The sequence below is a fragment of the SAR202 cluster bacterium genome (genome assembly GCA_016872355.1).
Lineage (GTDB): Bacteria > Chloroflexota > Dehalococcoidia > Lucifugimonadales > VGZY01 > VGZY01.
In genome coordinates, this window is record VGZY01000020.1 from 17,397 (window position 1) to 41,018 (window position 23,622).

General features: G+C 62.1%; 24 protein-coding genes and 1 tRNA gene. 15 read left to right on the plus strand and 10 right to left on the minus strand.

The window, feature by feature from the left end:
- The first annotated feature begins 84 nt into the window (after positions 1-84).
- A complete protein-coding gene (locus FJ319_06255; protein MBM3933891.1) occupies positions 85-1,431 on the plus strand; it encodes an MFS transporter in 1,347 nt (448 codons plus the stop codon).
- Between the two features lie 4 nt (positions 1,432-1,435).
- Here FJ319_06255 and FJ319_06260 read toward each other — a convergent pair whose 3' ends face one another.
- From FJ319_06260 to FJ319_06270, 3 genes are all read right to left on the minus strand, one after another.
- Positions 1,436-1,900 carry a GyrI-like domain-containing protein gene (locus FJ319_06260; protein ID MBM3933892.1) on the minus strand — a complete coding sequence of 155 codons (465 nt, stop codon included), beginning with the start codon at positions 1,898-1,900 and terminating at the stop codon, positions 1,436-1,438.
- A 1-nt stretch (position 1,901) separates the two neighbouring features.
- The gene (locus tag FJ319_06265) at positions 1,902-2,867 is read right to left on the minus strand and encodes a pirin family protein (protein ID MBM3933893.1); all 966 of its coding nucleotides are present in this window, start codon (positions 2,865-2,867) and stop codon (positions 1,902-1,904) included.
- Between the two features lie 324 nt (positions 2,868-3,191).
- Positions 3,192-4,649: an RtcB family protein gene (locus tag FJ319_06270; GenBank protein ID MBM3933894.1), complete on the minus strand. Its 1,458-nt coding sequence runs from the start codon at positions 4,647-4,649 to the stop codon at positions 3,192-3,194.
- Positions 4,650-4,781: 132 nt separating this feature from the next.
- Here FJ319_06270 and FJ319_06275 point away from each other — a divergent pair, with 132 nt between their 5' ends.
- The gene (locus FJ319_06275; GenBank protein ID MBM3933895.1) at positions 4,782-5,891 is read left to right on the plus strand and encodes a DSD1 family PLP-dependent enzyme; all 1,110 of its coding nucleotides are present in this window, start codon (positions 4,782-4,784) and stop codon (positions 5,889-5,891) included.
- Positions 5,892-5,958: 67 nt separating this feature from the next.
- Positions 5,959-7,062, plus strand: a complete 1,104-nt coding sequence (locus tag FJ319_06280) for a hypothetical protein (GenBank protein ID MBM3933896.1) — start codon at positions 5,959-5,961, stop codon at positions 7,060-7,062.
- Between the two features lie 602 nt (positions 7,063-7,664).
- Here the strand turns inward: FJ319_06280 and FJ319_06285 are convergent.
- From FJ319_06285 to FJ319_06300, 4 genes are all read right to left on the minus strand, one after another.
- Complete coding sequence (locus FJ319_06285; protein MBM3933897.1) at positions 7,665-8,414, minus strand: SDR family oxidoreductase; 750 nt, start codon at positions 8,412-8,414, stop codon at positions 7,665-7,667.
- 216 nt (positions 8,415-8,630) lie between these two features.
- Positions 8,631-8,909: a MoaD/ThiS family protein gene (locus FJ319_06290; GenBank protein ID MBM3933898.1), complete on the minus strand. Its 279-nt coding sequence runs from the start codon at positions 8,907-8,909 to the stop codon at positions 8,631-8,633.
- 28 nt (positions 8,910-8,937) lie between these two features.
- Positions 8,938-9,183 carry a FeS-binding protein gene (locus tag FJ319_06295; GenBank protein MBM3933899.1) on the minus strand — a complete coding sequence of 82 codons (246 nt, stop codon included), beginning with the start codon at positions 9,181-9,183 and terminating at the stop codon, positions 8,938-8,940.
- 15 nt (positions 9,184-9,198) lie between these two features.
- The gene (locus FJ319_06300) at positions 9,199-10,428 is read right to left on the minus strand and encodes a threonine synthase (protein ID MBM3933900.1); all 1,230 of its coding nucleotides are present in this window, start codon (positions 10,426-10,428) and stop codon (positions 9,199-9,201) included.
- A gap of 234 nt (positions 10,429-10,662) precedes the next feature.
- Between FJ319_06300 and FJ319_06305 the strand changes: the two genes are divergently transcribed.
- Positions 10,663-11,310 (plus strand): peptidase S16, encoded by a 648-nt coding sequence (locus FJ319_06305; protein MBM3933901.1) that lies wholly within the window; start codon positions 10,663-10,665, stop codon positions 11,308-11,310.
- Positions 11,311-11,314: 4 nt separating this feature from the next.
- Here the strand turns inward: FJ319_06305 and FJ319_06310 are convergent, their stop codons facing one another.
- A complete protein-coding gene (locus tag FJ319_06310; protein ID MBM3933902.1) occupies positions 11,315-12,028 on the minus strand; it encodes an alanyl-tRNA editing protein in 714 nt (237 codons plus the stop codon).
- A gap of 324 nt (positions 12,029-12,352) precedes the next feature.
- Here FJ319_06310 and lhgO point away from each other — a divergent pair, with 324 nt between their 5' ends.
- The 4 genes from lhgO to FJ319_06330 all read left to right on the plus strand — a co-directional run bounded on the left by lhgO (position 12,353) and on the right by FJ319_06330 (position 14,215).
- Complete coding sequence (lhgO, locus tag FJ319_06315; protein ID MBM3933903.1) at positions 12,353-13,591, plus strand: L-2-hydroxyglutarate oxidase; 1,239 nt, start codon at positions 12,353-12,355, stop codon at positions 13,589-13,591.
- A gap of 64 nt (positions 13,592-13,655) precedes the next feature.
- Positions 13,656-13,730, plus strand: a tRNA-Gly gene (locus FJ319_06320).
- A gap of 1 nt (position 13,731) precedes the next feature.
- Positions 13,732-13,989, plus strand: coding sequence for a type II toxin-antitoxin system HicA family toxin (locus tag FJ319_06325; GenBank protein MBM3933904.1), 258 nt, complete (start codon positions 13,732-13,734; stop codon positions 13,987-13,989).
- Between the two features lies 1 nt (position 13,990).
- Positions 13,991-14,215 carry a type II toxin-antitoxin system HicB family antitoxin gene (locus tag FJ319_06330; protein ID MBM3933905.1) on the plus strand — a complete coding sequence of 75 codons (225 nt, stop codon included), beginning with the start codon at positions 13,991-13,993 and terminating at the stop codon, positions 14,213-14,215.
- 60 nt (positions 14,216-14,275) lie between these two features.
- On the opposite strand, the gene FJ319_06335 is transcribed toward FJ319_06330, so the two are convergent.
- Together FJ319_06335 and FJ319_06340 are read right to left on the minus strand one after the other, a co-directional pair.
- Positions 14,276-14,749, minus strand: a complete 474-nt coding sequence (locus FJ319_06335; protein ID MBM3933906.1) for a hypothetical protein — start codon at positions 14,747-14,749, stop codon at positions 14,276-14,278.
- Between the two features lie 347 nt (positions 14,750-15,096).
- Complete coding sequence (locus tag FJ319_06340) at positions 15,097-15,918, minus strand: 2,4-dihydroxyhept-2-ene-1,7-dioic acid aldolase (protein ID MBM3933907.1); 822 nt, start codon at positions 15,916-15,918, stop codon at positions 15,097-15,099.
- A gap of 59 nt (positions 15,919-15,977) precedes the next feature.
- Between FJ319_06340 and FJ319_06345 the strand changes: the two genes are divergently transcribed.
- From FJ319_06345 to FJ319_06375, 7 genes are all read left to right on the plus strand, one after another.
- Positions 15,978-17,141: a Gfo/Idh/MocA family oxidoreductase gene (locus FJ319_06345; protein ID MBM3933908.1), complete on the plus strand. Its 1,164-nt coding sequence runs from the start codon at positions 15,978-15,980 to the stop codon at positions 17,139-17,141.
- Position 17,142: 1 nt separating this feature from the next.
- A complete protein-coding gene (locus tag FJ319_06350) occupies positions 17,143-17,553 on the plus strand; it encodes a Gfo/Idh/MocA family oxidoreductase (GenBank protein MBM3933909.1) in 411 nt (136 codons plus the stop codon).
- An 18-nt stretch (positions 17,554-17,571) separates the two neighbouring features.
- A complete protein-coding gene (locus tag FJ319_06355; GenBank protein MBM3933910.1) occupies positions 17,572-18,285 on the plus strand; it encodes a hypothetical protein in 714 nt (237 codons plus the stop codon).
- A 332-nt stretch (positions 18,286-18,617) separates the two neighbouring features.
- On the plus strand, positions 18,618-20,603 hold the full coding sequence (locus tag FJ319_06360; protein ID MBM3933911.1) for a hypothetical protein: 1,986 nt from the start codon (positions 18,618-18,620) through the stop codon (positions 20,601-20,603).
- 219 nt (positions 20,604-20,822) lie between these two features.
- Positions 20,823-21,416 carry a hypothetical protein gene (locus FJ319_06365; protein ID MBM3933912.1) on the plus strand — a complete coding sequence of 198 codons (594 nt, stop codon included), beginning with the start codon at positions 20,823-20,825 and terminating at the stop codon, positions 21,414-21,416.
- A 3-nt stretch (positions 21,417-21,419) separates the two neighbouring features.
- Positions 21,420-22,667 (plus strand): phosphonoacetate hydrolase, encoded by a 1,248-nt coding sequence (gene phnA / locus FJ319_06370; GenBank protein MBM3933913.1) that lies wholly within the window; start codon positions 21,420-21,422, stop codon positions 22,665-22,667.
- Between the two features lie 137 nt (positions 22,668-22,804).
- Positions 22,805-23,323, plus strand: coding sequence for an NUDIX hydrolase (locus FJ319_06375; GenBank protein MBM3933914.1), 519 nt, complete (start codon positions 22,805-22,807; stop codon positions 23,321-23,323).
- Positions 23,324-23,622: the final 299 nt, after the last annotated feature.

Here is a 23,622-nt window from a genome sequence, read left to right on the forward strand (position 1 = left end):
TCACCCAAATTTGCCTATTCACATGAGACGCGTTTCATGCATGATACTGCGCGCGTCGTTCATTGAACTCGAGCGAGCCCTGCGTTGCGAATAGAGCTGCACCACCGAAAGCCGGCCCGGACCGGCGCCTTTCAAAGGCCATCAACCTTCAGGTCAGAGTACGACCGCCCGGAGCGCAAGCGCGGCGCGCGGCTCATGCTGGGAGAGTCTGTCGTGTCGGCCGTGGTGCAGGGCATTAACGGCAACTTCATGGGTGCGTTCGCCCTCAAATTAGGCGCGTCTACGCTCCAGATGGGGTGGTTCAGCGCCATGGCGGAGCTCTGCTCGGCCTTCTCCCAGCTCATGTCGCCGAGGGTCGTGGGCTGGATGCACGGCCGCAAGAAGATGATCATCACGACAGCGATAGTCAGCGCCCTCCCGTGGGGGCTTATCGCAATGACCCCCAGCCTGCCGGAGGAATACCGGGTCTGGGCGTTCATGGTGGTGGCCTCGCTGGCGCTGTCGCTGCTCATCATGTCGGACCCCGCGTGGGGAAGCTGGATAACCGATCTAGTCCACACTAGCCGCCGCGGGCGCTATATGGGGCTGCGCGGCTCCATGGTCACGCTGGTCTCGGTCGTCATTGGCCTGAGCGGCGCGTTCATGCTGGACCGGCTCCACGGCGCGGTGATGTGGGGATTCGCGATAGCGTTTGTGATTGCGCTCATCGCCAGATTGGTCTCGGCGCTCCTCTTCACCCAGGTCGTGGACCCGAGGCCGGACATCCGGCTGCGGCCGGGTGTAGCGCCGTGGCACCTGTTTGACCATATGGGCGCCACGAAGCTTGGGCGCTATAACTTGTTCATCCTGGTGTTCCACTTCTCGATGGGCTTCGCCAGCCCGTTCTTCAGCGTGTACCTGATCAGAGACCTCGGAGTTTCTTATACGACATTCGTCACCCTTGGGGTAGTCTCGAATATCGCCGTGGTACTGACGATGCCGTTCTGGGGGCGCATCGCGGACAAGAAGGGCAACCTGTTCGTTCTGGGCATCGGCGCGGCGTCGGTGGCGGTGTGGCCGGTGATGTTCATTGCCGTCTCGGAGATCTGGTACCTGTACGCGGTGCATATCATCATCGGCGTGCTTTCGGCAGGGTGGGGCCTCGCGGTACTCAATTTCGTGCTTGAGAGCGCTGACGAAGCGGACCGGCCGGCTGCAGTGGGGGCGTTTCGCGCAATGGCGTCGCTCGGCCTCTTCTCCGGGACGATTATCAGTGGGGTGCTCGCCACCCGCATGCCGACAATCCTGACGTACCAGATTGCGACGATGTTCCTAATCTCCGGAGGGATGCGGTTGGTTAGCGTCGCGGTGCTGTTGCCGCGTGTGGCCGGGAAGAAGGACACCGATGCCGCGCCGGCCAAACCGGCCGTCGCGGCCCAGGGCGGAGATTAGGGAGTCACTTCAGCAGGTAGTACACGTCCGTCTGCGCCTTCGACTGGTCGCCCGTCCAGTGGCCGTAGACCTCCCAGTTCGGGCCGCGCATAGTGTGGCCGTTGCGGGCGCACCATGCGTGGATGGCCCGGTGGGCCTCGCCCAGTTTGCTGTAATCGCCGGTGTGGGTAGTCACCGCGACTGTACCGCCCGGAGTGACCGAGGTCATTACGCGGGACGAAGCGGGCAGGGTGGCGTCTATCTCCACGCCGAACTGGGCGTCGAAGGTCATGTCGCCGTCCGAGTGGCCGAGCGGGTAGTAGATGACCACATTGCGGCCGAAGGATTTGAAGTCGTTCTTCCTCAGCAGGTCCCAGACCTCTCCGAGATACACGGGGATGGCCGTGGATAGCTCGGAGAGCTTCACGTGCGCGCGGACGGCCGCGATTGGCCGCGAGGCGATCTGCGAGGTCCTCGCCTCGTATGGCACTTTACCCCTCCGCCCTCTTCGCCGGGATGACCCCCATCTTGCCCGCGTGGTAGTCCTGGAACGCCTGGATGAGCTCCTCGCGCGTGTTCATGACGAACGGGCCGTACCATGCAATATTCTCTCGAATCGGCAGGCCGCCGAGGACCAGCGCCTCGACGGTATTTGAGCGCGCGTCCTGGACGGCGTCTGCATGCAGTGTAATCTGGTTGCCCTTGCCGAGCGCGACGGTCTGGCCCTCCCTGATCGGCCGCCGCTCGTCGCCTACTGTGCCGTAGCCCGCGAGGATGTACACGAGGGCGTTGAAATCCGGCTTCCACGGGAGCTGCAGGCGCGCGCCGGCGCTCACGCTGACGTGGGCGTAGGTGATGGGCGTGCGCGTGGCGCCGGGGCCGCTGTGGCCGCCGAGGTCGCCGGCGATGAGGCGGATGAGCGCGCCGCCGTCCTCAGACGCCAGGAGTTTCACTCTATTCGCATCCACGTCCTGGTACTGGGGCGGCGTCCACTTGAGCGCCTTCGGCAGGTTCACCCAGAGCTGCGTGCCGTGGAAGAGGCCGCCCTTTGTGAAGATGCGCTCGGTGGGCATCTCAGAGTGCACGATGCCCGCGCCCGCGGTCATCCACTGCGTCGCGCCGTCGGTGATGAGGCCGCCGCCGCCGTTGGAGTCGCGGTGCTCCAGCTCGCCGTCCATCATGTAAGTGACGGTCTCGAAGCCGCGGTGCGGGTGGTCCGGCGCGCCCTTCGCCTCTCCGGGGGAGTACTCCACCGCGCCCAGGTGGTCCAGCATCAGAAACGGGTCCGTGAGGCGCAGGTCCAGGCCGGAGAAGGCGCGGCGGACCTCGAAGCCCTCACCCTCAAGCATCCTGGGCGCGGTAACGACGGTCACTACGGGACGGTCCACGGCGTCCTCATGCGGTCGCGGCATGACGCGGGGGAGGGTAAGGATGTTGTCTGGGCGTACGGCTGGCATGTGTGCCTCGCTTGGCGTTGCATTTGGTTGTACACGCAATTAGATGCGCGGTTGGTTATGGAGATTTTACCCTAAAGAAGGAAGATCAAGCGCCGAGGGCGCAGAGCGGAGACGCAGAGAAACGCAAAGTTAAGACAAGGGTGGGGCCGTGTTGTGGTAGCACGGGCATTCGTAGGGGCGTTCTATGAACGCCCTCGTTGACGTGGAATTCGGTTGATGGAACCGCAATAGTAACCAACATGGGCGTTCATAGAACGCCCCTACGTTACATTATCCTCTACCTTTCTCTGCGTCATCGCCTCTGCGTCCTCTGCGCTTAATCTCCTATCCCTTAATCACCCCGAGCGGCCGTAGCCGGGCCACGTGCTTGCAGAGGCCTGCGCCGGCGGAGACGCGGACGACATCTTCCACGTCCTTGTACGCGGCGGGGGCTTCCTCCGCGAGGGACTCCCAGCTATTGGCCTGTGCGATGATGCCCTGGTCCTCCAGCTCCTTGCGGATGTCGCGGCCCTTGAGGAGCTTCTTGGCCTGCGTGCGGCTCTCCAGGCGGCCGGCGCCGTGGCAGGTGGAGCCGAAGGTGAGGCCCATCGCGCGAGGGTCGCCGACGGCGACGAACGAGTAGCGGCCCATGTCTCCGGGGATGAAGACGGGCTGGCCCACCTTGCGATACTTTTCCGGGATGTCCGGGTGGCCGGCTGGGAAGGAGCGCGTCGCGCCCTTGCGGTGGACGCAGAGCTTCGTGAGCTTGCCTTCCACCATGTGCTTCTCAATCTTCGCCATGTTGTGGCTGACGTCGTAGACCTGGCGCATCCCCATCTCTATCCACGACTTGCCGAAGACCTGCTCGAACGACGTGCGCGCCCAGTGGGCGATGCACTGGCGGTTGGCCCAGGCGAAGTTGGCGGAGGCGTTCATCGCGCGCAGGTACTCCTGGCCCTCCGGCGAGGTCACCGGCGCGGAGGCGAGCTGTCGGTCAGGGATCTCGATCTTGTAGCGCTTCGTCGCCGCCTCCAGGACGCGGAGGGAGTCCGTGCACACCTGGTGGCCGAGGCCGCGCGAGCCGGTGTGGATGAGGACCGTGACCTGACTCTTCTCGTGGATGCCCATCGCAGCGGCGGCCGTCTTGTCGAAGACCTCGTCCACGGCCTGCACCTCAAGGAAGTGGTTGCCGGAGCCGAGAGTGCCGAGCTGCGGGCCGCCACGCTCCTTGGGGCGGTCGCCCACGGCCTCAGGGTCGGCGTGGCCCATCGCGCCGCGCTCCTCGGTGACTTCGATATCCGCAGGGTCGCCGTAGCCCTGCGAGACGGCCCACGACGCGCCCTGGTTGAGGATGCGGTCGATCTCCCGGATACTCAGCTTCAGCTTGCCCTTGCCGCCGACGCCGGTGTCTATCTCCCGGTAGAGGACGTTCACCAGCTCCCGGAGCCTGGGGCGCACCTCGTCCTCGGTCAGGTCCGTGCGGAGGAGGCGGACGCCGCAGTTGATGTCGAAACCGACGCCGCCGGGGGAGACGACGCCGTCGCCGTCTGCGAGGGTGGCCGCGACGCCGCCGATGGGGAAGCCGTAGCCCCAGTGAATGTCCGGCATCGCCATCGAGTGGCCGACGATCCCCGGCAGGCACGCGACGTTCGCCACCTGGTCGATGGACGGGTCCTCCTTCATGACCTCCAGCAGCTTGTCGTCCGCGAAGATCATGCCGGGGACGCGCATGCCGGGCTTGTAGGTCCTGGGCAGGAGCCAGCGGTTCTCGTCGATGCGGGTAAGGACGTTTTTCCAGTTCATAAGAACAGGTTAACATATTCGCTACACAGCCCTGATAGACTCCCTTATGCCGTTGTGCTATTCTGCCTTAGGCCATGCGCTCCATGCGCGGGCCTTTTGCGGACTACACGCCTCACAGGAGCGAACTTCTTAATGGAACGCCCGATTTTCAAGCCGGTCGGCACGCCGGTAGAGCAGCTGGATACGCCGAGCCTCATCGTTAATATTGAGGCTCTCGAGAGCAACATTGCCGCCATGGCCGGCTTCTTCAAGGACAAAAAGGCGAAGCTCCGTCCCCACATTGAGGTGCACCGCACGCCCGCCATCGCCCACAAGCAGCTTGCCGCGGGCGGCACCGTGGGCGGCATAGCCGTCTCCACCGTGGGGCAGGGCGAAGTATTCGCACAGAGCGGCTTTACAGACGTCTTCGTCGGAAACGTGATCGTAACCGGGCCCAAGATCGCCCGCCTTTGCGCCCTCGCCAGGCAGGCGAAAGTAACCGTGGCGGTCGACAGCCTCAAAAACGTCGGAGACCTTTCGGAGGCCGCTGTAGCCAACGGGGTGATGCTCAATGTGGTCGTCTATGTCCACACGCGCGTTAACTTGCTCGGCGTGGAGCCCGGCAAGCCTGCCGTGGACCTCGCGAGGGCCATTAAGAGCGCCCCTGGCCTAAACTTTGCGGGCCTGATGTCCTACGAGGGCCGAATCCTCCCGGAGAACGGCAACGACCCCGTTGCCGAGTCAAAGAAGTGGGCGCAGGTGGTCCTGGATACACGGCAGGACATCGAAAAGGCGGGAATCAAGGTAGATGTCGTTAGCCTGGGCAACACCTCCAACTACCAGACGGTCGCCGCCATGCCAGGCGTGACGGAGGTCCCCGCCGGAACGTATGCCCTGATGGACGCCCGCTATGCCGGCAAGGTGCCGCAGTTCAAGTCCGCCGCCAAGGTGCTCTGCACCGTGACGAGCCTGCCCGAACCCGGCCTGATTATCACCGACGGCGGCCAGAAGACCATCGGCGCGGACACGGGGCTCCCGGCGATCGACAACGTTCCCACCTACCGCGTGAAGGGCCTCAGCGCCGAGCACGGCAGCATCTTCGCCGACCACGCCGTCACCGCCAAATTCAAGCTCGGCGACAAGGTATGGGTCACCCCGTTCGACATGGGGACCTGCGCCAATTTGCACGACTATATCTTTGCCGCGCGTAACGGGAAACTTGAGGCCGTTTGGAATGTGCAGGCGCGCGGCCACTACAGGTAAGACCGTTCCCGCGGGGGAGTCTAGATGAACGCCCCCTTTTGAATCCGCATACGCAACGGAGAGCACAATGCCCGCAGAGTACAGGCCCGCAATCGGCACACCGGTATCCCATCTCGACACACCTTGCCTGGTGGTCGACCTGGACGCATTCGAGCACAACCTGAACATCATCGCGGACACGTACCGCGACAGCGTCTGCAAGATGCGCCAGCACACCAAGAACATCAAGAGCCCCGCGCTGGCCCACAAGCAGATCCGCGCCGGCGGCACGCTGAACGGCGTGTGCACCGCCAAGGTCTCGGAGGCTGAGGTAATGGTGCAGGGCGGTGTGCATGATATTCTGATCCCGAACAACGTCGTCACCCGTGAGAAGATCGCCCGCCTCTGCGCCCTGGCAAAGGAGGGCGACATGAAAGTCTGCGTGGACAACACCGAGAACGTGCGCACGATCTCGGACGTGGCTGAGGAGTGGGGCGTAAAGATCGGCGTGCTGATCGAGGTGGACACGTCCATGGGGCGCGGCGGCATTCGCAACGTGGCGCAAGGCGTGGAGATTGCGAAGCTCGCTTCCAAACTGCCTGGCGTTGCGTTCAAGGGCGTGATGAGCCACCAGAGCGTCCAGGGGAAGCCGGACCGCGAGACACGCGTCATCGAGGCGCACAAGTGGATCAAGAAGGTGATGGTCGTCAAGGACGCCATCGAGGCGGAGGGCATTCCCGTCGAGATGGTCTCCAGCGGAGAGACCTTCTGCTACGACATATGCACGGAGATACCGGGCGTGACGGAGGTTGAGGGCGGGACGTACGCCCTGATGTCCACCGGCTTCAGCTACATGACGGAGTTCAAGATCGCCGGCAAGGTCATGGGCACGATCGTCAGCACGCCGCGCCCCGGCGTGGCCATCGGCGACGTCGGCGTGCACGCCATGGCCGGCCCCAGCGGCATGGTCCCCACCGTGGACGGCCTCCCCGTGGTTACCGTAGAGTCGATCCACGACGACCACATCGTCCTCAAGACGGACGGCAAGACCCAGCTTGTCATCGGCGACAAGTTCATGCTGCTGCCGGCCCACCAGGACATGCTTGTCAACCGCTGGGACCAGTTCATCGCCTTCCGGAACGGCAAAGTGGAAGAGGTCTGGGACATCCCCGGCCGCGGCTGCTTCCACTAGGGAGTGCAGGGGCGGGAGGTGTCGCCGCTCCGAGCGACAGATTGGGTGGCGGCCCTTTTCTTTCTCCCCCTTTGATGGGGGAGATGTCAGCTCTTTGGCTGACAGAGAGGGTGATCGGGGAGGTGGTGTGGCGGGGGTGTCTCGGATTTCGTAGGGGCAATCCCACCGTGGTTGCCCCGGCTGTTGGATCGATGACCCAGGCTGTTGGGCCGATCCCCGCCCCGGGTAGGCACAGTGGCCTACCCCTACGTTCGGCAGCGAGCGGGAGCCAAGGCATTGAGCCGAACAGCCGCCCTCACCGGTCCGCAAAGCCGGACTCTCCCGCGGAGCCGGGAGAGGAACTATGCAAGCAGCAGAACAGCCAGCACCCTCACCAGCCGCCGCGAGTCTGCCTTCACTAGGGACTCGCTATGCGCTGAACATCGGTCTCCTGGAATGCTTCAATGTCCGCGAAGGCGGACATCCGGCGAGAGATTCGCGACAGCGAACCGCCGCCCTCAGCGGCGAATTTATTCGGCCAGGTTCTCGTTGTGCTGACGTCCTTGTTCGCCGAGGCCCGAGCCCTGGGTGGACGCGGTGCTTTGCCCGCGCCGCCCGCGCCTCTAGTGGAAGTACCGCCCCGAGTCCACCACGATGTTCTGGCCCGTCACGCTGTCCGTCTTGCAGAATTCCACCACGAGTGACGCCACGTCGTCCTTTTCAGCGGGGCGCTTGAGTAGCGACGACTCGATGGAGCGCTTCTGCGCCTCAGGCGGGAGGTTGCCGGTCATGCGCGTCTCCGTCATGTAGCCGGGGGAGACGCAGTTCACCAGCACGTCGGGCGCCAGGCTGACGGACATGCACCGCGTGAGGTGGTTCAGCGCGGCCTTGGATACGGCGTAGGCGATTGACGAGCCGGAGGGGTAGAAGCCGGCGACGGACGACACGTTGACGATGCGCCCGGACTTCTGCTTCTTCATGTGCGGCGCGACGGCCTTGGTGCACAGGAACGGTCCCGTCACGTTGGTCGTCTGTATCTTGTTCCAGTCGTCCAGAGTCAGCGCGTCGAGGTCCGTGAACGGGATCCACTTGTTGTACGCGGCGTCATTGACCAGGATGTCAACCTTGCCGAGCCTTTTGACCACCGCCGCCACCATGGCGTTCACCTGCGCCTGGTCGGTCACGTCGCACTGGAACGCCTCGGCCCTGACGCCCTTCTGCGCCAGATCCTTTGCGAAGACCGTAGCGGCGTCCTTGCTGGTCGCGTAGACCACTGCAATATCCGCGCCCTGCTCGGCCAGCGCCAGGCAGATGCGCTTGCCCAGGCCGCCGCTCCCTCCCGTGACGACGGCGACCGTACCCTTCAGCTCCATTGGTGTCCTCCTGCGTGCCCCTGTGTGCTTTGTGCACGCCGGATTATACCACCGCTACCGGGCCTCCACCGCCTCCGGCTCAGGCGACCTTCTCATCGCGCGTTCGGGCCTTTGAGCCCACCACGAGGCCGGCCGCAAAAAAAAGAGGCCGTGGGCGCCCACGCCCACGACCTCTTTGTCAAAATTCGTAATTCCTAATTTGTAATTCGTAATTTCCTACGCGCCGCCCGCCACTGCCGGCACCACGCTGACCTCGTCTCCTGCCTTGAGACCGGTGTTGATGCCCTGGAGGAAGCGCACGTCTTCACCGTTGACGTAGATGTTGACGAAGTTGCGCAGGTTACCGGTGTCGTCGCAGAGCCGTTCCTTGATGCCGGGGTACTGGGTCTCCAGCGAGGAAATCACCTTCTGAAGGGTGTCTCCCTCCACCCTGACCTTGTCCTGGCCCTTGGTAATCCGGCGGAGAGGCGTTGGGATCCTCACCATTACGCTCATTTTCGAAAGTCCTCCAGTCGTCAAATTACTATCCTTCAACCATATCGCCCGAGACAGGATCGATCCTGACGCCGGTCGATCCTACCCATTCGAGCGCCTTTGTGATTTCATCCTCTTCGCCCTCCATCTCGAGGACGACCCAGCCCTGGTCTTCCCGCACGTCCGCCCTGCGGATGTTAGTTACAACGTCGAACTTGCGGCCGAGCACGTAGATCACCGGCTCCGTGATGAGCTCCGTTGAGAACGTGAACTTGACGCGTCTCCTTGTCTTCATGCCGCCTCGTTTGTGTTACTTCTTTTTCGCGGCCAACGCGGTCTGGAACGATTCGTAGTTGGGCGTGGTGTAGACCGGGTCCACCAGGTGCTCCACCGCCTCCTGCGTCTTGAGGCCGTTGCCGGTGATGTACGCCACTGTAAGCTCGTCCGGCCTGATCTTGCCCTGTTCAACGAGGCGCCGCAGGGAGGCGATCACAACGCCGCCCGCCGTCTCTGTGAATATGCCCTCAGTCTCGGCAAGGAGTTTGATTCCCTCGGCGATTTCGTCTTCGCGGGCTGCCGCAGCGGCGCCGCCGGAGGCCTCCAGCGCCTTGAGCGAGTAGAAGCCGTCGGCAGGGTTGCCGATCGCCAGCGACTTGGCGATCGTGTTCGGCTTCACAGGCTTCACGTGGAACGAGCCCTGGTCGTAGGCCTGCACCACCGGCGAGCACCCCTCGGCCTGCGCCACGTACATCTTCGTGTCCACGTGGTCGATGAGGCCGACCTCTTTGAACTCCTTCAAGCCCTTCCATATCTTCGTGAGAAGAGAGCCCGAGGCCACCGGCACGATGCAGTGGTCCGGCGCCTTCCACCCTAGCTGCTCCACGACTTCGTATGCGAGCGACTTGCTGCCCTCCGCATAGTACGGGCGCATGTTGATGTTTACGAAGGCCCAGCGGTGGTTGTCCGCCAGCTCGCTGCAGAGGCGATTGACCTCGTCGTAGTTACCGTCTACCGCCACAAGTGTAGGGCCGTAGATGGCAGCGCCGAGGATCTTGCCCTTCTCCAGGTTGGCGGGGAAGAATACGTAGGTGTTCAGTCCGGCCTTTGCGCCGTGCGCCGCCACCGCGCCCATCAGGTTTCCTGTGGACGCGCAGGCGAGCGTGTCGAACTCGAACTCTATTGCCTTTGCGGAGGCGACGGAGACGACCCTGTCCTTGAACGAGAAGGTGGGGTTGACGCTATCGTTCTTGACGTAGAGGTTGTTCAGCCCCAGCTTTCGGCCAAGGTTCTTGGCCTTGATGAGGGGTGTGAAGCCTGTCTGCATATCGACGGCGAACTTCGCGTCTACCGGAAGGAACTCGGCGTATCGCCACATCGTTCTTGGGCCATCGGATATCTTCTTCCGGCTCGTCGCCTTTGCGATCGACTGGTAGTCGTACGCTACCTCAAGGGGGCCGAAACAGAAGTCGCAGACGTATATGGGCTCAACTGGATACTCTCTGCCGCACTCGCGACAGGCAAGACCTTTTACATTAGCCAACTGCAACACCCTCCAAGGCTTGAAGACAGCCTCGCGGAGGCTGTGCTGAATTCGTAATGCGATATACACCCAGCATAGGAATGGTAACGCCCACCCATGGGGGTGTCAAGGAAGCGCAGCTATACGAAATGAGATGCGGTTTGCTCCCGGAATGGTGCACAATTGGACCCGCCGGACTTTATGCGATGACCGGTCCGCGGCATATACTAGGGATGAAACATCTGGAGGCCGAGAATGTTATCAGGCAGACGACTCTTGCCTCTGTTCCCGCTGAACCTGGTGCTCTTTCCAGGGGCGTCCACGCCCCTTCACGTCTTTGAGGAGCGCTACCGGCTGATGATGCAGCGCTGCCTGACGGACGACCGCCGGTTCGGCGTCGTGCTTATCAAGGCCGGAAAGGAGGTGGGAGAGCCCGCCGAGCCCTTTGACGTTGGCACGCTTAGCCGTGTGGCCGAGTACCAGCGTTTGGAGGACGGGCGCATAATCATGCGCGTCACCGGCGAGCGGCGCTTCCGCATTGAAAGGCTGACCCGGCTCAGGCCGTACATTGAGGCCGAAGTGGAAATGCTGGAGGAGGGCGCCGGCTCCCCGCTGGGCCCGGAGGAGATAGCCGCGGTGCGGGACGTTGCCGTGCGGCACCAGCGGCTAGTGCTGGGGATGCGCGGCGGGTGGGTGAGCGACGTGAAGCTGCCGGTGGACGCGGTCGAGCTCTCTTACCACCTCTGCGCGCTCGTGCAGTCGGCCATGCAGGAGCGCCAGCGCCTGCTGGAGGAAGACTCGCCAGCCGGGCGAATCCAGAAGGCCGTGGCGGTGCTCAACCACGAGATCGAGGTGCTCAAGGAGCACGTCGCCAATGAGCTTCGCAAGCGGGTAGGGGGCTAGCCGGTCAGGAGTCCAGCACCTCTATTCGCAGTCGCTTGTTGATCTTCCCCTTGCTCTCGTGGCCAACTACTTTTATGCGGCCTACCTCCCTGGTTGAGGCCACGTGTGTCCCGCCGTCCGCCTGCGCCTCCAGGCCGTGAATGTCGATCGTCCTAACTTCCTTGATGCCCTCGGGCAGGAGATTTATCTTCGTGCGGATGAGGTCCGGGTTTGCGAACGCCTCCTCGCGAGGCAGCACCTGTACGTGCACCGGGCGGTCCGCCTGCACCTCCCGGTTGATGCGCTCTTCAACCTCGTGGGCGAAGTCCTTCGACATGTTCTCCAGCTCGAAGTCCATGCGCGCTGAGAGAGGCTTCATGTCGCCGCCGGTCACCTTCGCGCCGTAGTCCCGCCACACCACGCCACACAGGATGTGCAGCGCCGTGTGCGTCCGCATGAGCTGGTAGCGCTTCGCCCAGTCCAGCGCCCCGTGCACCCTCGTTCCCGCCGGCGGAGGGGGCGCATCCAGCTCATGCACGACCTTACCATCAGCGCGGGACACCTTTGAGACCCTGTACTCCTTGCCGCCTGCGACCAGCGTTCCAGTGTCGCAAGGCTGCCCTCCGCCGCCGTAGAAGAACGCCGTCCGGTCCAGAACAACGCCGTTCGCCGTCGCCTCGACAACCGTGGCGTCGAACTCATTCATGTACGCATCGCGGTGGCAAAGCATGTCGGTCATGTCGGCACGGTCTCCTGGTAGGCACTTCAAGGACTGTTCCACACCGCAGGTTACCACTTCTTGTGGTGTGCGAGAAACCCGGTAGTGGTCTGGTTGGGCTAAAATCGTGCGTGACTGATTTCGGTAGGGGCAGGTCTGAGACCTGCCCTGGTTGCGTATGTATGGCGCCGCAGCAACCGGTCATCGCCGTTTACAGGCTACCCCTCGGCGTTCCGTGAGGGCAGGTCGGAGACCTGCCCATACCGCGGAGGGCCGCGCCTTTCATTCGCCAATGACCGCCTATGGTAAAATTCGCCCACGGAAATCGTTACCCGGAGACATCTCATGACCTCGCGCAGCTACGACATTGCGGTAGTCGGCGGCGGCATCGTCGGCCTTGCGACGGCTATGCGGCTGGCACAAGAGTATCCCAAGGCGAAGGTCGCTGTCCTGGAGAAAGAGAAGGACATCGCCCTCCACCAGACGGGACACAACAGCGGCGTCATCCATGCGGGTATCTATTACGCGCCCGGCTCCCAGAAGGCCAACTTTTGCTCAATAGGCGGCAAGATGCTCCGTGAGTTCTCGGACAAGCATGGCATCAAGTATGAGATGTGCGGCAAGCTCATCGTGGCGACCGACGAGAGCGAGGCCCCCAAGCTGGACGACCTCTTCAAGCGCGGCACGGCCAATGGGGCGATAGGACTGGAGATGGTGGGCCAGGAGCGGGTTAAGGAGATCGAGCCGCACGTCATCGGCGTGAAAGGCATCTTCTCCCCCGGCACAGGCATCATCGACTACAAGGAAGTCTCCCGGAAGTACCTCGAGCTTTTCAGGCAGCACGGTGGGGAGTTGTTCACAGAGTCAGGCGTCAAGGGCATAAAGGGTAAGGACGGCAAGCACTACCTTGAGACGCCTGAGAGCGAAATTGCCGCGACCTACGTCATCAACTGCGCGGGCCTGCACTGCGTGGACGTGGCGAAGATGCTGGGCCTGGAGACCGGCCTGCGCATCATCCCGTTCCGGGGCGAGTACTTCTCGCTGACTCCACAGAGCACGCACCTCGTTAAGGGGCTCATCTACCCGGTGCCCAACCCGAAACTCCCGTTCCTTGGCGTCCACTTCACCAAGCGAATCGACGGCAGTGTCGAGGCCGGCCCCAACGCCGTGCTCGCCTTCGCGCGCGAGGGGTACAACAAGTGGAAGGTTGAGCCGGGCGAGGTCTTCGGCATCGTGAAGTACGGCGGCTTCTGGAAGATGGCGAAGGTGCACTGGAAGTCCGGTATGGAGGAGCAGTACCGCTCAAAAGTCAAGGGCTCGTTCGTCCGCTCCCTCCAGAAGCTGGTGCCGGAGATCACCGGCAAGGACCTCTGGCAGCCCAGCGCAGGCGTCCGCGCCCAGGCGGTGAGCGCCAAGGGCGAGCTCCTCCAGGACTTCCGCATCGTCGGCACGCCGAAGTCCATCCACGTCCTGAACGCCCCTTCCCCCGCGGCCACGTCGTCGCTGGCGATTAGCCGCTACATCGTGGACCAGGCGAAGGACGCATTCGGGCTTGCGGAACTAGCGGCCGCGAAGCCGGGCTAGGGCCAACCCCAGCTACGCCTCCATTGACGAAAAGTGAATCTGTTTATATATTTGACGTATCGGCGCGGGAGTAGCTCAGTGGCAGAGCTCTTGCCTTCCAAGCAAGATGTCGCGGGTTCAAATCCCGTCTCCCGCTCCATATCCCTCACCCTGAAAGGTTCCATTTTTCGCCGGAACTTCGCGATGTTAGGCCCAAGGAAGCAATCCTTGCTCTACAACGCGCCGGCGGGGTTCTCCGCAAGGGTAAGGGCGACCACGTAAACATTAAGATGCCAAACGGGCAGATAGTAACCTTTTCCGGGAGGAAGGACCCGATCAAGATCGGGCTCTTGCGGGCAATGCTCAAGAAAGCCGGAGTAAGTGAGACGGAGTTCGTCCGGTTATTGGGAAGGAGCTAGGGTGGAGTTTATCGTCGTCTTGCGCAAAGCCGAAGAAGGCGGATACTGGGCGGAAGTTCCCAATCTGGAAGGCTGCTTCACGCAGGGAGATACGGTCGAAGAGGTGTTGAATAGCGCGAAAGACGCCATCTCCTCTCATTTGGCCGCGCTGGCCGAAGACGGCCAGGTAATCCCAGAGGAAGGTCGGGTAATCGTCGCTACGGTCCGGGTGCCGCAGCCAGTCTAACAAGAGCTTACGTACACTAGCCATTTGAATGGCCCCGACTTGGTCGGGGCCATTCTGTGTCTACGCGCCCGCGGTCTTCTTGCGCCTCGGCCGCTTCCCGTATTCAGCCGTCTCTGACGTCTCATTAATCTGACTGACCCTGGTCCTCAGCAGCGATTCGAAGATCTTCATCGTCACCGCCTCGCTGATCTCCTCGATCTGCTCGGTGGTCAGGACATACCGCTCTGTGGACGCGGCTTCCGAGCTGCTCTCAAGGCGCCGGTCCAGCCCATCGTAAAGCAGTTGCCGAGCTAAGGTCGTAATTCCTACGTTCGTGGCTTCAGAAAGCCGGTACAGCTTTTGCTTGTAGTCCTCATCGAGCCGAAGGGTTAGGGATATGGTAAGGGGCTTTTTGACAACGATCGTGGAAGGGTCTACCTCTTCCCATCCCGGCGTGTCATCCGTTATCTCATGCGTCGACCAATACTCCGCGGCCTCATCGCGCGTCATCACTCCGGTACTTTCTATGCCGGCCTTTTTCAGTTCTCGTTTCATTTTCCCTTACCCTTGCGACCTGCCATTCGGCGTTCCGTGACGCTGGCGTCCCGCGCAGTCACGGTGTACCATTCACCTTGATCAACGTATTCCAGGACAACGAACAGGTACCTGCCGCCTAGTGTCTGCCCGATAACGATCGTTCGACCCAACCGATTGTAGGTGTGTAATACATTCTCGACGGACTGTTCAACCTCGTCCGGCCGAACGCCGTGGCGGCCGACGTGCTCAACAGCCTTATCATCCCAAAATAGCAAGAAAATAGGCATCGAGTACGGCTCAAATGTATTACAAAGTGTGCCATTAGTAAAGGGGTTGTGTTACAAATCTCTTTACCAATGAGGCTTTTACCGCCCTTCGAGAATCCCCTTGAGATTGCCGCCCTCGTCCTTCCAGAACCTCCAGAGGGTGGCCAGGTCTGTGCCGAGGATGAAGTGGCGGACGCCCATGTCGAGGTACTTCTTGGCGTCGTCGGGCGCGCCGATGGCGACGCGCGGGTGGACCTTGTACTTGAGGGCGGTCTTTATCATGCGGTCCATGCCGTCCTTGAGCTCCTGCGCGTCCCACTGGCCCGGCTTGCCGACGCTCAGGGAGTAGTCGCCCGGTCCGAACTGCACCATGTCCAGCCCCTCGACGGACAGAATGGCGTCCAGGTTTGCGAATGCTTCGCGCTTCTCAATCATGAAGGTGATGACCGTCTCGTCCAGCGCCTTGACGTAGTTCTCCAGCCCCGCGAGAAAGTAGTCCGCAACGCGCCTGTCACCGTATCCCAGGCGTCCCTTCCCCTTGGGCGTGTCGGAGCGCGCGGCCGTAATACACTCTTTGGCGTTTTCTACGGACTTGATGTCTGCGAAGCATATGCCGTCAATACCCGCGCCGATGGCCTTCGCGGCGAGGAAAGTACGTGGCTCCTGGTCGAATTTGATCATGGCGCCCATGCCCGGGAACAGGGCCACGGTGCGGGCGAAGTGGTCAAGCCAGTCGAGGTCCCAGGGTACGTACTCCGCCTGGTACTCTACGTAGTCAAAAGTCCCCGCGTGTCCGAGTATTTCGATTACGTCCGCGGACTTTATCATCACGTTCGTGCTTACCGTGGGCTTTCCGCTCCGCAGCTTCTCGCGCAGGTAGTTGGGTCGCATGCCAAAACTCCCTTTCTTTGAATTTGCCATATCTTCTCACATTCGGTAGAAAGCGGCATTGTCCGATAGTTCACTCGCGACTATAATCCGTGCGAGTCGAAATACGCCTGCCGGCGCCGGCAATGGAGGTCGAGATGACCGAGAAGAACGCAAAGTACAGGATAGCTGTAATCGGTGGGGGCCGCAAGGGCACGCAGCATGCCCGCGCATACGCGCTGAACCCGAAGGCCGAGATTGTTGCGATTGCAGATATGGACCAGGAGAACCTGGAGCTCTTCAAGAAGCGCTTCAACCTGAAGAAGGGCTACACGGACTACAGGGAGATGCTCGCGGTTGAGAAGCCGGACATCGTCGCTCCAATCCTGCCGGTGGCGCCGAACCCGAAGGTTGTTGTGGAATGCGCATCCGCTCCCGGAGTGAAGGGCATATTCTGCGAGAAGCCCGCCTCCGTGAGCCTGGAGGAGGCTGACCGCATGGTGGAGGCGTGCCGGTCACGCAATATCAAGTTTGCGGCCGGCGACGCCTATCGCAACTATCACCAGCTCTGGGAGGCTCGTAAGGTCATAGAGTCCGGAGAGATAGGCGAGGTGCAGGCCATCAACCTGTACCAGCCTACCGACGAGATATCCGGCGGCGGCTGCCAGGGCCTGAGCGTGATGCGCATGTTCGCCTGGGACGACGAGATAGACTGGCTCACCGGCTGGGTGCGACACGACCCGTGGAGTGATAACGACCAGGGCATGGGCGGTTACGTGCGCTTCAAGAACAAGATCGAGTGTTTCATTCACCTCAAGCCGAACGCGAAGAGCGGAATCGAGATACTGTGCTCCAAGGGCGTCTTCTGGTCTGACTGGACCACCTTCCGGATGTGGAAGATGAAGGACAAGGGCCGCCTGCTGCACGATATGGAGGAGATGGTGGGCCGCTTCGAGGACGCGGAGGGTTGGGGCCCCGGCCTGGACGCCGAGGGCTGGGTGAGCATGTCCACCCGGCAGGCAGACAGCATCCAGGCTATAATCGACGCTGTTGATACGAACACTGAGCCGCGGTGCAGCGGCGACAACATGCGCCAGGTGCTGGAGATTGCCATCGCGATGCGGGAGTCGCACCAGAAGGGCTTCATCCCGGTGAAGCTGCCCATCCAGGACCGGAAGCAGAAGATCGTCCCGCACACCAGCCGGCTGGAGAACAAGAAGCCGCTCCTGGGCCACACCGAGTACTACAACCAGATGCGGCAACGCAAGGAGGCGTAGCATGGCGGAGGCGAAAAAGGCGAAGTATCGGGTGGGCATGATCGGCGGCGGCAGGAAAGGCACCCAGCACGCCCGCGCCTATGAGCTCAATCCACGGTCGGAAGTGGTCGCTATCGCGGACACGGACCCTGAGAACCTGGAGCTTTTCAAACAGCGCTTCAAGCTCAATACGGGCTACTCGGACTACCGGGAGATGCTCGAGAAAGAGAATCTGGACATTGTCGCGCCCATCCTGCCTGTTGGGCCGAACCCGGACGTTGTAATCGGCTGCGCGCGGTCCGGCAAGGTGAAGGCCATCTTCTGTGAGAAGCCGATGGCTATCAGCCTGGAGCAGGCGGACACGATGGTGGAGGAGTGCCGGAAGCGAGGCATCAAGTTTGCGTCGGGCGACGCTTATCGCAGCTTCCAGTAGCTTTGGGACGCCAGGAAGTTGATTGACGCCGGTGGGATCGGCGAAGTCACCTCGATCAACCTTTACCAGGGATCGCCGCAGATATCCGGCGGTGGGTGCCAGGGCATCAGCGTCCTGAGAATGTTTGCCAACGATGCTGAAATAGACTGGCTAAGCGGATGGTGCGGGGGCGACCCGTGGAGCGACGGCGACCAGAATATGGGCGGCCATATTCGCTTCAAAACGGGACTGGACGCGTTCATTCACAACAAGCGGGCATCGAAAAACGGCATAGAGGTCATCGGAGAGAAGGGCGTCTTCTACGCCGACTTCGAAAGCTTCCGTCTTTTCAAGTACAGGGGGGATGAGAAGAGCAGGCTGTATTCGGACCTTGTCGAGGTCCCGGGTCTATTCCCTGACGCGAAGCACTGGGGGCCGGACCTGGACGCAGACGGTTGGCAGAGCATGTCCACGCGTCAGGCGCACAGCATCCAGTCGATGATCGACGCGATGGACCAGGATATCGAGCCCCGCTGCAGCGGCGAGGATATGCGCAAGGCGCTGGAGATAGCGATCGCGTTCCGGGAGTCTCACCGCCGTGGCCACGCGCCAGTGAAACTGCCCATCCAGGACCGCTCGCAGAAAATTGTTCCCGTGGACCGCCGCCTTAAGAACAAGAAAGAGACGATGGGGGAAGCGGCGTACAAGGAGTCCATCAGCAGCCACACAAGAGCGCGCACGCCCGCAGATTGACAGGTGCACGGAGCGGGCGTAGTCTGCGTGAGGTTTGGGGAAATTCCTGGTGGGGTTGTTACTGGCGCTCGACGACCCACCCTCATCCGGCCTTCGGCCACCTTCTCCTTCAAAGGGAGAAGAGGGAATGCGCCCTGCCGCCCCACCCAATCACCCTCTCTGTCGCGTCCGCCGCGGCGGACGACATCTCCCCCATCAAGGGGGAGACAAAGCCGGGGACGGTCCGAGGGGCTGCTTCCCTCCTCTCCCTTGAGGCACCCCGATGAATCGGGGTGCCTCAAGGGAGAGGAGGGGCTAGCGCATGACGCTCACATTATCCAGCGAGGTAACCTATGACTCAACTCAATCCAGCCCGGGCGGCCGTTGCAGGGCTGCCTTCCATAAAGGCCACCAAAATCTCTGCGTCACCGGCGTGGGCGCTGATGCAGCGCCAGCTGATCGACCTGATCAATGAGGCCGCGCCCGCAATGATGCGGAAGTACTCTGAGCGCGGCAGCAACGCCTACTTCGCCGACGACGTTGACGACCAGTTCGAGATGTTCCATAACTGGGGGACGTTCTACGCCATCGGCGGCGGCGAGCACGTCCTGGACCTGGCGCTGGAGAAGTGGAACGCCGTAGCCCGCTGGAACGACGACTCCATCGTGAGCCGCAAGCGCCACTCAGAGTACTGGCACGGCGACCTGCGCCAGTACAACCAGCAGATACACAATGAGTACTACAACCTGGCCACGCCCGGCGGGGCAGACTGGCACCACATGGGCGAGGGTAACCAGGCATTCTACGCCTTCGGGCTGGCCGACCCAACGATCTCCGAGAACGTGCGCAGGGCCAGGCGGTTCGCCGCGATGTTCATGGGCGAAGACCCGAAGGCCGATAACTGGGACCCGAAATACAGGGTCTTCAGGTCGCCCATCATCACTAGCGTCGGGCCGTACAGGAACGCCACAGTGGAGTTCGCCAAGGCGTGGCTCCAGGGCGGTGGACGCCGCTGGAAAATCGGATGGTATCCTGAGTCGCCGGTGCCCACAGGTCTCCGATCCTCGCTGTACCCCGTAGTCAAAGACCTGGAGGTCAACTGGTTCGAAACGGAAAAGCGACGAAACCAGATACTCGAGATATTCAACCGCGTCGTCCTGGACGGCGATGTTGCCAACAGCCTCGCCGCGACCGCCCTCATGACGAACGCGTACCTGTACACCGGCGACGAGAAGTACAGGAGGTGGGTGCTCGAGTACGTTGAAGTGTGGATGGACCGCATCCGCAAGAACAACGGCATCATCCCGGACAACGTGGGACCGCACGGCATCATCGGCGAGCACCGCGAAGGGGTGTGGTTCGGCGGCCTGTACGGCTGGAACTACTACATGGGCATGAACGTAATCTTCCACGGCGCTACCGTCGCATCGGAATGCGCTCTAATGCTCACTGGCGACTACGGGTACCTGGACCTGCTGCGGTCGCAGCTCAAGATGCTTTTCAGCCACTCCTACAAGAGGGCGGACGGCCAGCTAATGGTCCCGACGCGAGCCAGCAGGGACGGCTGGACGCACGACACGGCCGGCAAGCCGCGCCCGTTCCGCCTGCAAGACATCGCCCACCTCTACCACGCGTCGCAGTCCGCCGAAGACCGCTCGATGATTGAATGGCTCCGCGCGGGGGACGTGGTCCGCGACTGGAACGCCATCCCCAGGCGGCACGAGAAGAACGAGGGTGAGGCCGAGGCTGCTCGCTTCCAGTACTACCAGGGCCGCAACCCCGGGTGGCCGGAACAGACCCTCAGCCAGGATTACCAGATAGCGGTGGAGGCCTTCCGCAAGATCGTGGAGGAGAAGCGCGACCCGGAGCAGCAGATCGTTGAGAACGCCAGCCCTGGCGACCCGATTATCACAAAGGGCCTCGTGAACACCACAATGGGTTCCCCGCAGAACGTCTACTGCGGCGGCCTGCTGCGGGCGACGGTCCGGTACTTCGACATCGATAACAACCGCCCGGGCCTGCCGGCGGATGTGGGGGCGCTCGTGGACAGGCTGGAGCCGCGGTTGGTGGGCATCCAGCTTGTCAACACCAGCGCTACCGAGACGCGCAACCTCATCGTCCACGCAGGCGCGTTCGGCGAGCACCAGTTCACAGAGGTCACATTCCGGAAGGAGGGCGACGCCGGTCTGACTGCCACGCGCGTGGACGGCAAGGACTTCGCCGTCACTCTCCCGCCGATGACCTCGATTCACGTGGACGCCGGGCTGCAACGGTTCGCCAACAGGCCATCATACGCATTCCCCTGGCACGGGGACCGGGTGCCAGTGCCGTTCGGATAGCTCCCTCCATTTCTCCCCCTTGACGGGGGAGATGTCGCCGCTTTGGGCGACAGAGAGGGTGTTGGGGCTGAGGGCTGGGGGCTCTGAACATAGGGGCAATCCCCCGTGGTTGCCCCGGGGTTGGGACCGGATCTAAGGGCGAGGTCATGGAGCCGAACAGCCGGGCAGGCACGGGGACCTTCCCGTACGTGCAGAGGAAAGCCAAGGCAGGAGCATCTTGTGGTCAAGGTTGTTCTTATAGGCGATTCGATTCGTATGGGCTACCAGCCATTCGTTGCGAAGGCGCTGGAGCACTTCGGGGAGGTGTGGGGGCCGGCGGAGAACGGCGGCACAAGCTCCAACGTGCTGGCCCACCTGGACGCGTGGGTGATCAACAGGCAGCCGGACGTTGCGCACATCAACGCCGGCCTGCACGATATCCGCCGGTGGTACGACGGTGGGTACATCAACGTGCCGCTGGACACGTACCTATACAACCTGGAGACCATCTTTCGGCGAGTCAAGTCCGAGACGAAGGCGCGCCTGGTCTGGGCCACCACTACGCCGGTGCACGAGGCGAAGCACAACGGCGCGCACGAGGAGGTGGGCGACTTCGAGCGCTACAACGTCGATCTCCAGCAGTACAACACCGCCGCCCGCGCTCTCGCCGAGAAGATGGACGTGGAGATAAACGACCTCTACCAGCTTGTCACGGACAACAACCCGAACCGGATACAGATGTACGACGGAGTCCACTTCAAGGACGAAGGCAACGCCATCCTTTCGAAGCGGGTCGCGGACATCATCAAGGGCGGCTGGAAGTGGAGGTGGTAGGCAATGGCGAAATCTGCCGTTGAGCTTAACGGCGTTACCTATCGGATGCCGACCAGGCCGGTCATGGTCGTGTGCATCGACGGCGGAGATCCCTCTTATATCCAGCACGGCTTGAAGCGGGGCTTCCTGCCGAATATCGCGGCGTTCGCTGCCAAAGGTTTCTCCGTCGTGGCAGAAGGCGCCATGCCTAGCCTGACCAACCCCAACAACATGTCCATAGTGACAGGTCGCCCCCCATCTGTGCACGGCATCTCCGGGAATTACTTCCTCGACCCTGCCACCGGCGCAGAGGTCATGATGAACGACCCGTCTTTCCTGCGCGCTGAGACCATCCTTTCCCGCTTCTCCCAGTCCGGAGCGAAGGTGGTGTCGATCACCGCGAAGGACAAGCTCCGCCAGATGCTGGGCAAGGGGCTGGACTTTGGGAACGGCTGCATCAATTTCTCGGCCGAGAAGGCGGACAGGGCGACGAAGGCGGAAAACGGGATCGATGACGTGCTCCGGTTCGTTGGTCTGCCGCTTGCGGACGTGTACTCCGCCGATCTATCCCACTTTGTCCTTGAAGCTGGCGTGAAAATCCTCGAGAAACACAGGCCGGAGATCATGTACCTGTCGCTCACGGACTATATCCAGCACAAGTACGCGCCGGGGACGCCGGAAGCCGACGACTTTTTCGCTAAGCTGGACCACGCCTTCGGCCGGCTGGCGGGGCTCGGCGCGGTGGTGGCGATCACTGCGGATCACGGGATGAGCGATAAGTCGAAGCCTGAAGGCTCCCCGAACGTGCTGTACCTGCAGGACGCGTTGGACGCCGAATTCGGGCCGGGCCGCACCCGGGTAATCCTGCCGATCACCGACCCTTACGTTGTGCACCATGGCGCGCTGGGCGGCTTTAGCCGCGTCTATTGCGGTGTGGGAGTCCGCCCGCGGGACGTCCAGGCGTTCGCGCGATCTCTGCCGGGCGTTGAGGCCGTCTACGACAAAAAGACCGCGTGCCGCACGTTCGAACAGCCAGCGGACAGGGAAGGGGACGTTGTCGTGATATCGAACGCGAACGCGGCGATAGGATCCTCGCAGGCGAAACATGACCTTTCGGGACTGAAGGGGCACCGGCTGCGCTCGCATGGCGGCCTGGCGGAGCGGCGCGTGCCGGTTATCCTGTCTTCGCCCCTTAGCGCCGCCTACAGGCAGCGCGCGGCAGCAGGAGTCCGAAGCTACGAGATCTTCGACTACGCAATCAACGGGACGTAGGGGCGTTCTATGAACCCCCTCGTTGGAGTGGAATACCGTTGATGCCTACCGTAATCCTTGGCAACCAGGGCGTTCATAGAACGCCCCTACGATAGCTGCCTCCAACATAACGTATCTATTTATTCCTGAGGGATTACATGTACGGCAGCAGGCGCATGATCTACAAAGGCAAAGTGATCTCGCTGGTCGAAAACACGGTCAACATCGCCGGCAAGGAGATCAGGCTGGACCAAGTGGAGCACCCCGGATCGGCGACTGCCGTCCCGGTGTTGCCGGACGGCCGGATCATCCTTATCCGCCAGTACCGGTTCGCGATCTCTGACTGGCTCTGGGATATACCCGCCGGCCTCCTGGAGCAGGGCGAAGCGCCGGACGCATGCGCCGCCCGCGAAGTGGCCGAGGAGATCGGCTGGACCGTCGGCAAGCTTGAGTCTCTAGGCTCTATCGTCACGTCGCCGGGCTTCTCTAACCAGCGCGTCTTCATGTTCGTCGCGCACCTGCAGACTCAGGTGCAGCACTCCCGCGAGCACGGCGAGATCATGACGATGCATACGAAGGACTGGGCCGAGATTGAGGGCATTCTGGCCCGGAACGAACTCTTAGACGCGAAGACGCTCGTGGCGCTCTACCGGTACGAAGCGATGCGGAGGCGGTAGGGGCCGTCTGAAACGGCGCAATGGCGTCTCGAACGCGCAATATCCAGTTGACGCCGATCTCTCTGGGGCGGCGTGATTTGGAGAGCGCTGAAGGCGCGAGATAATTTACCCCAGGGTGCAGCCCACGTAGGCTTTGCGGAGTGGGCGTAGCCCTGGGTACCGGACCGAAGAATATCCTAACGGCCTTGTAAGATAAAAAGAGACTGGCTGATGTATAAAATGTGAGATAGCGCGGCAGGCCGATCAGGCCTTGGTCCGACATTGTCGAGACCGTCCTTCAGCGAGGCCGCCGCGCAAAT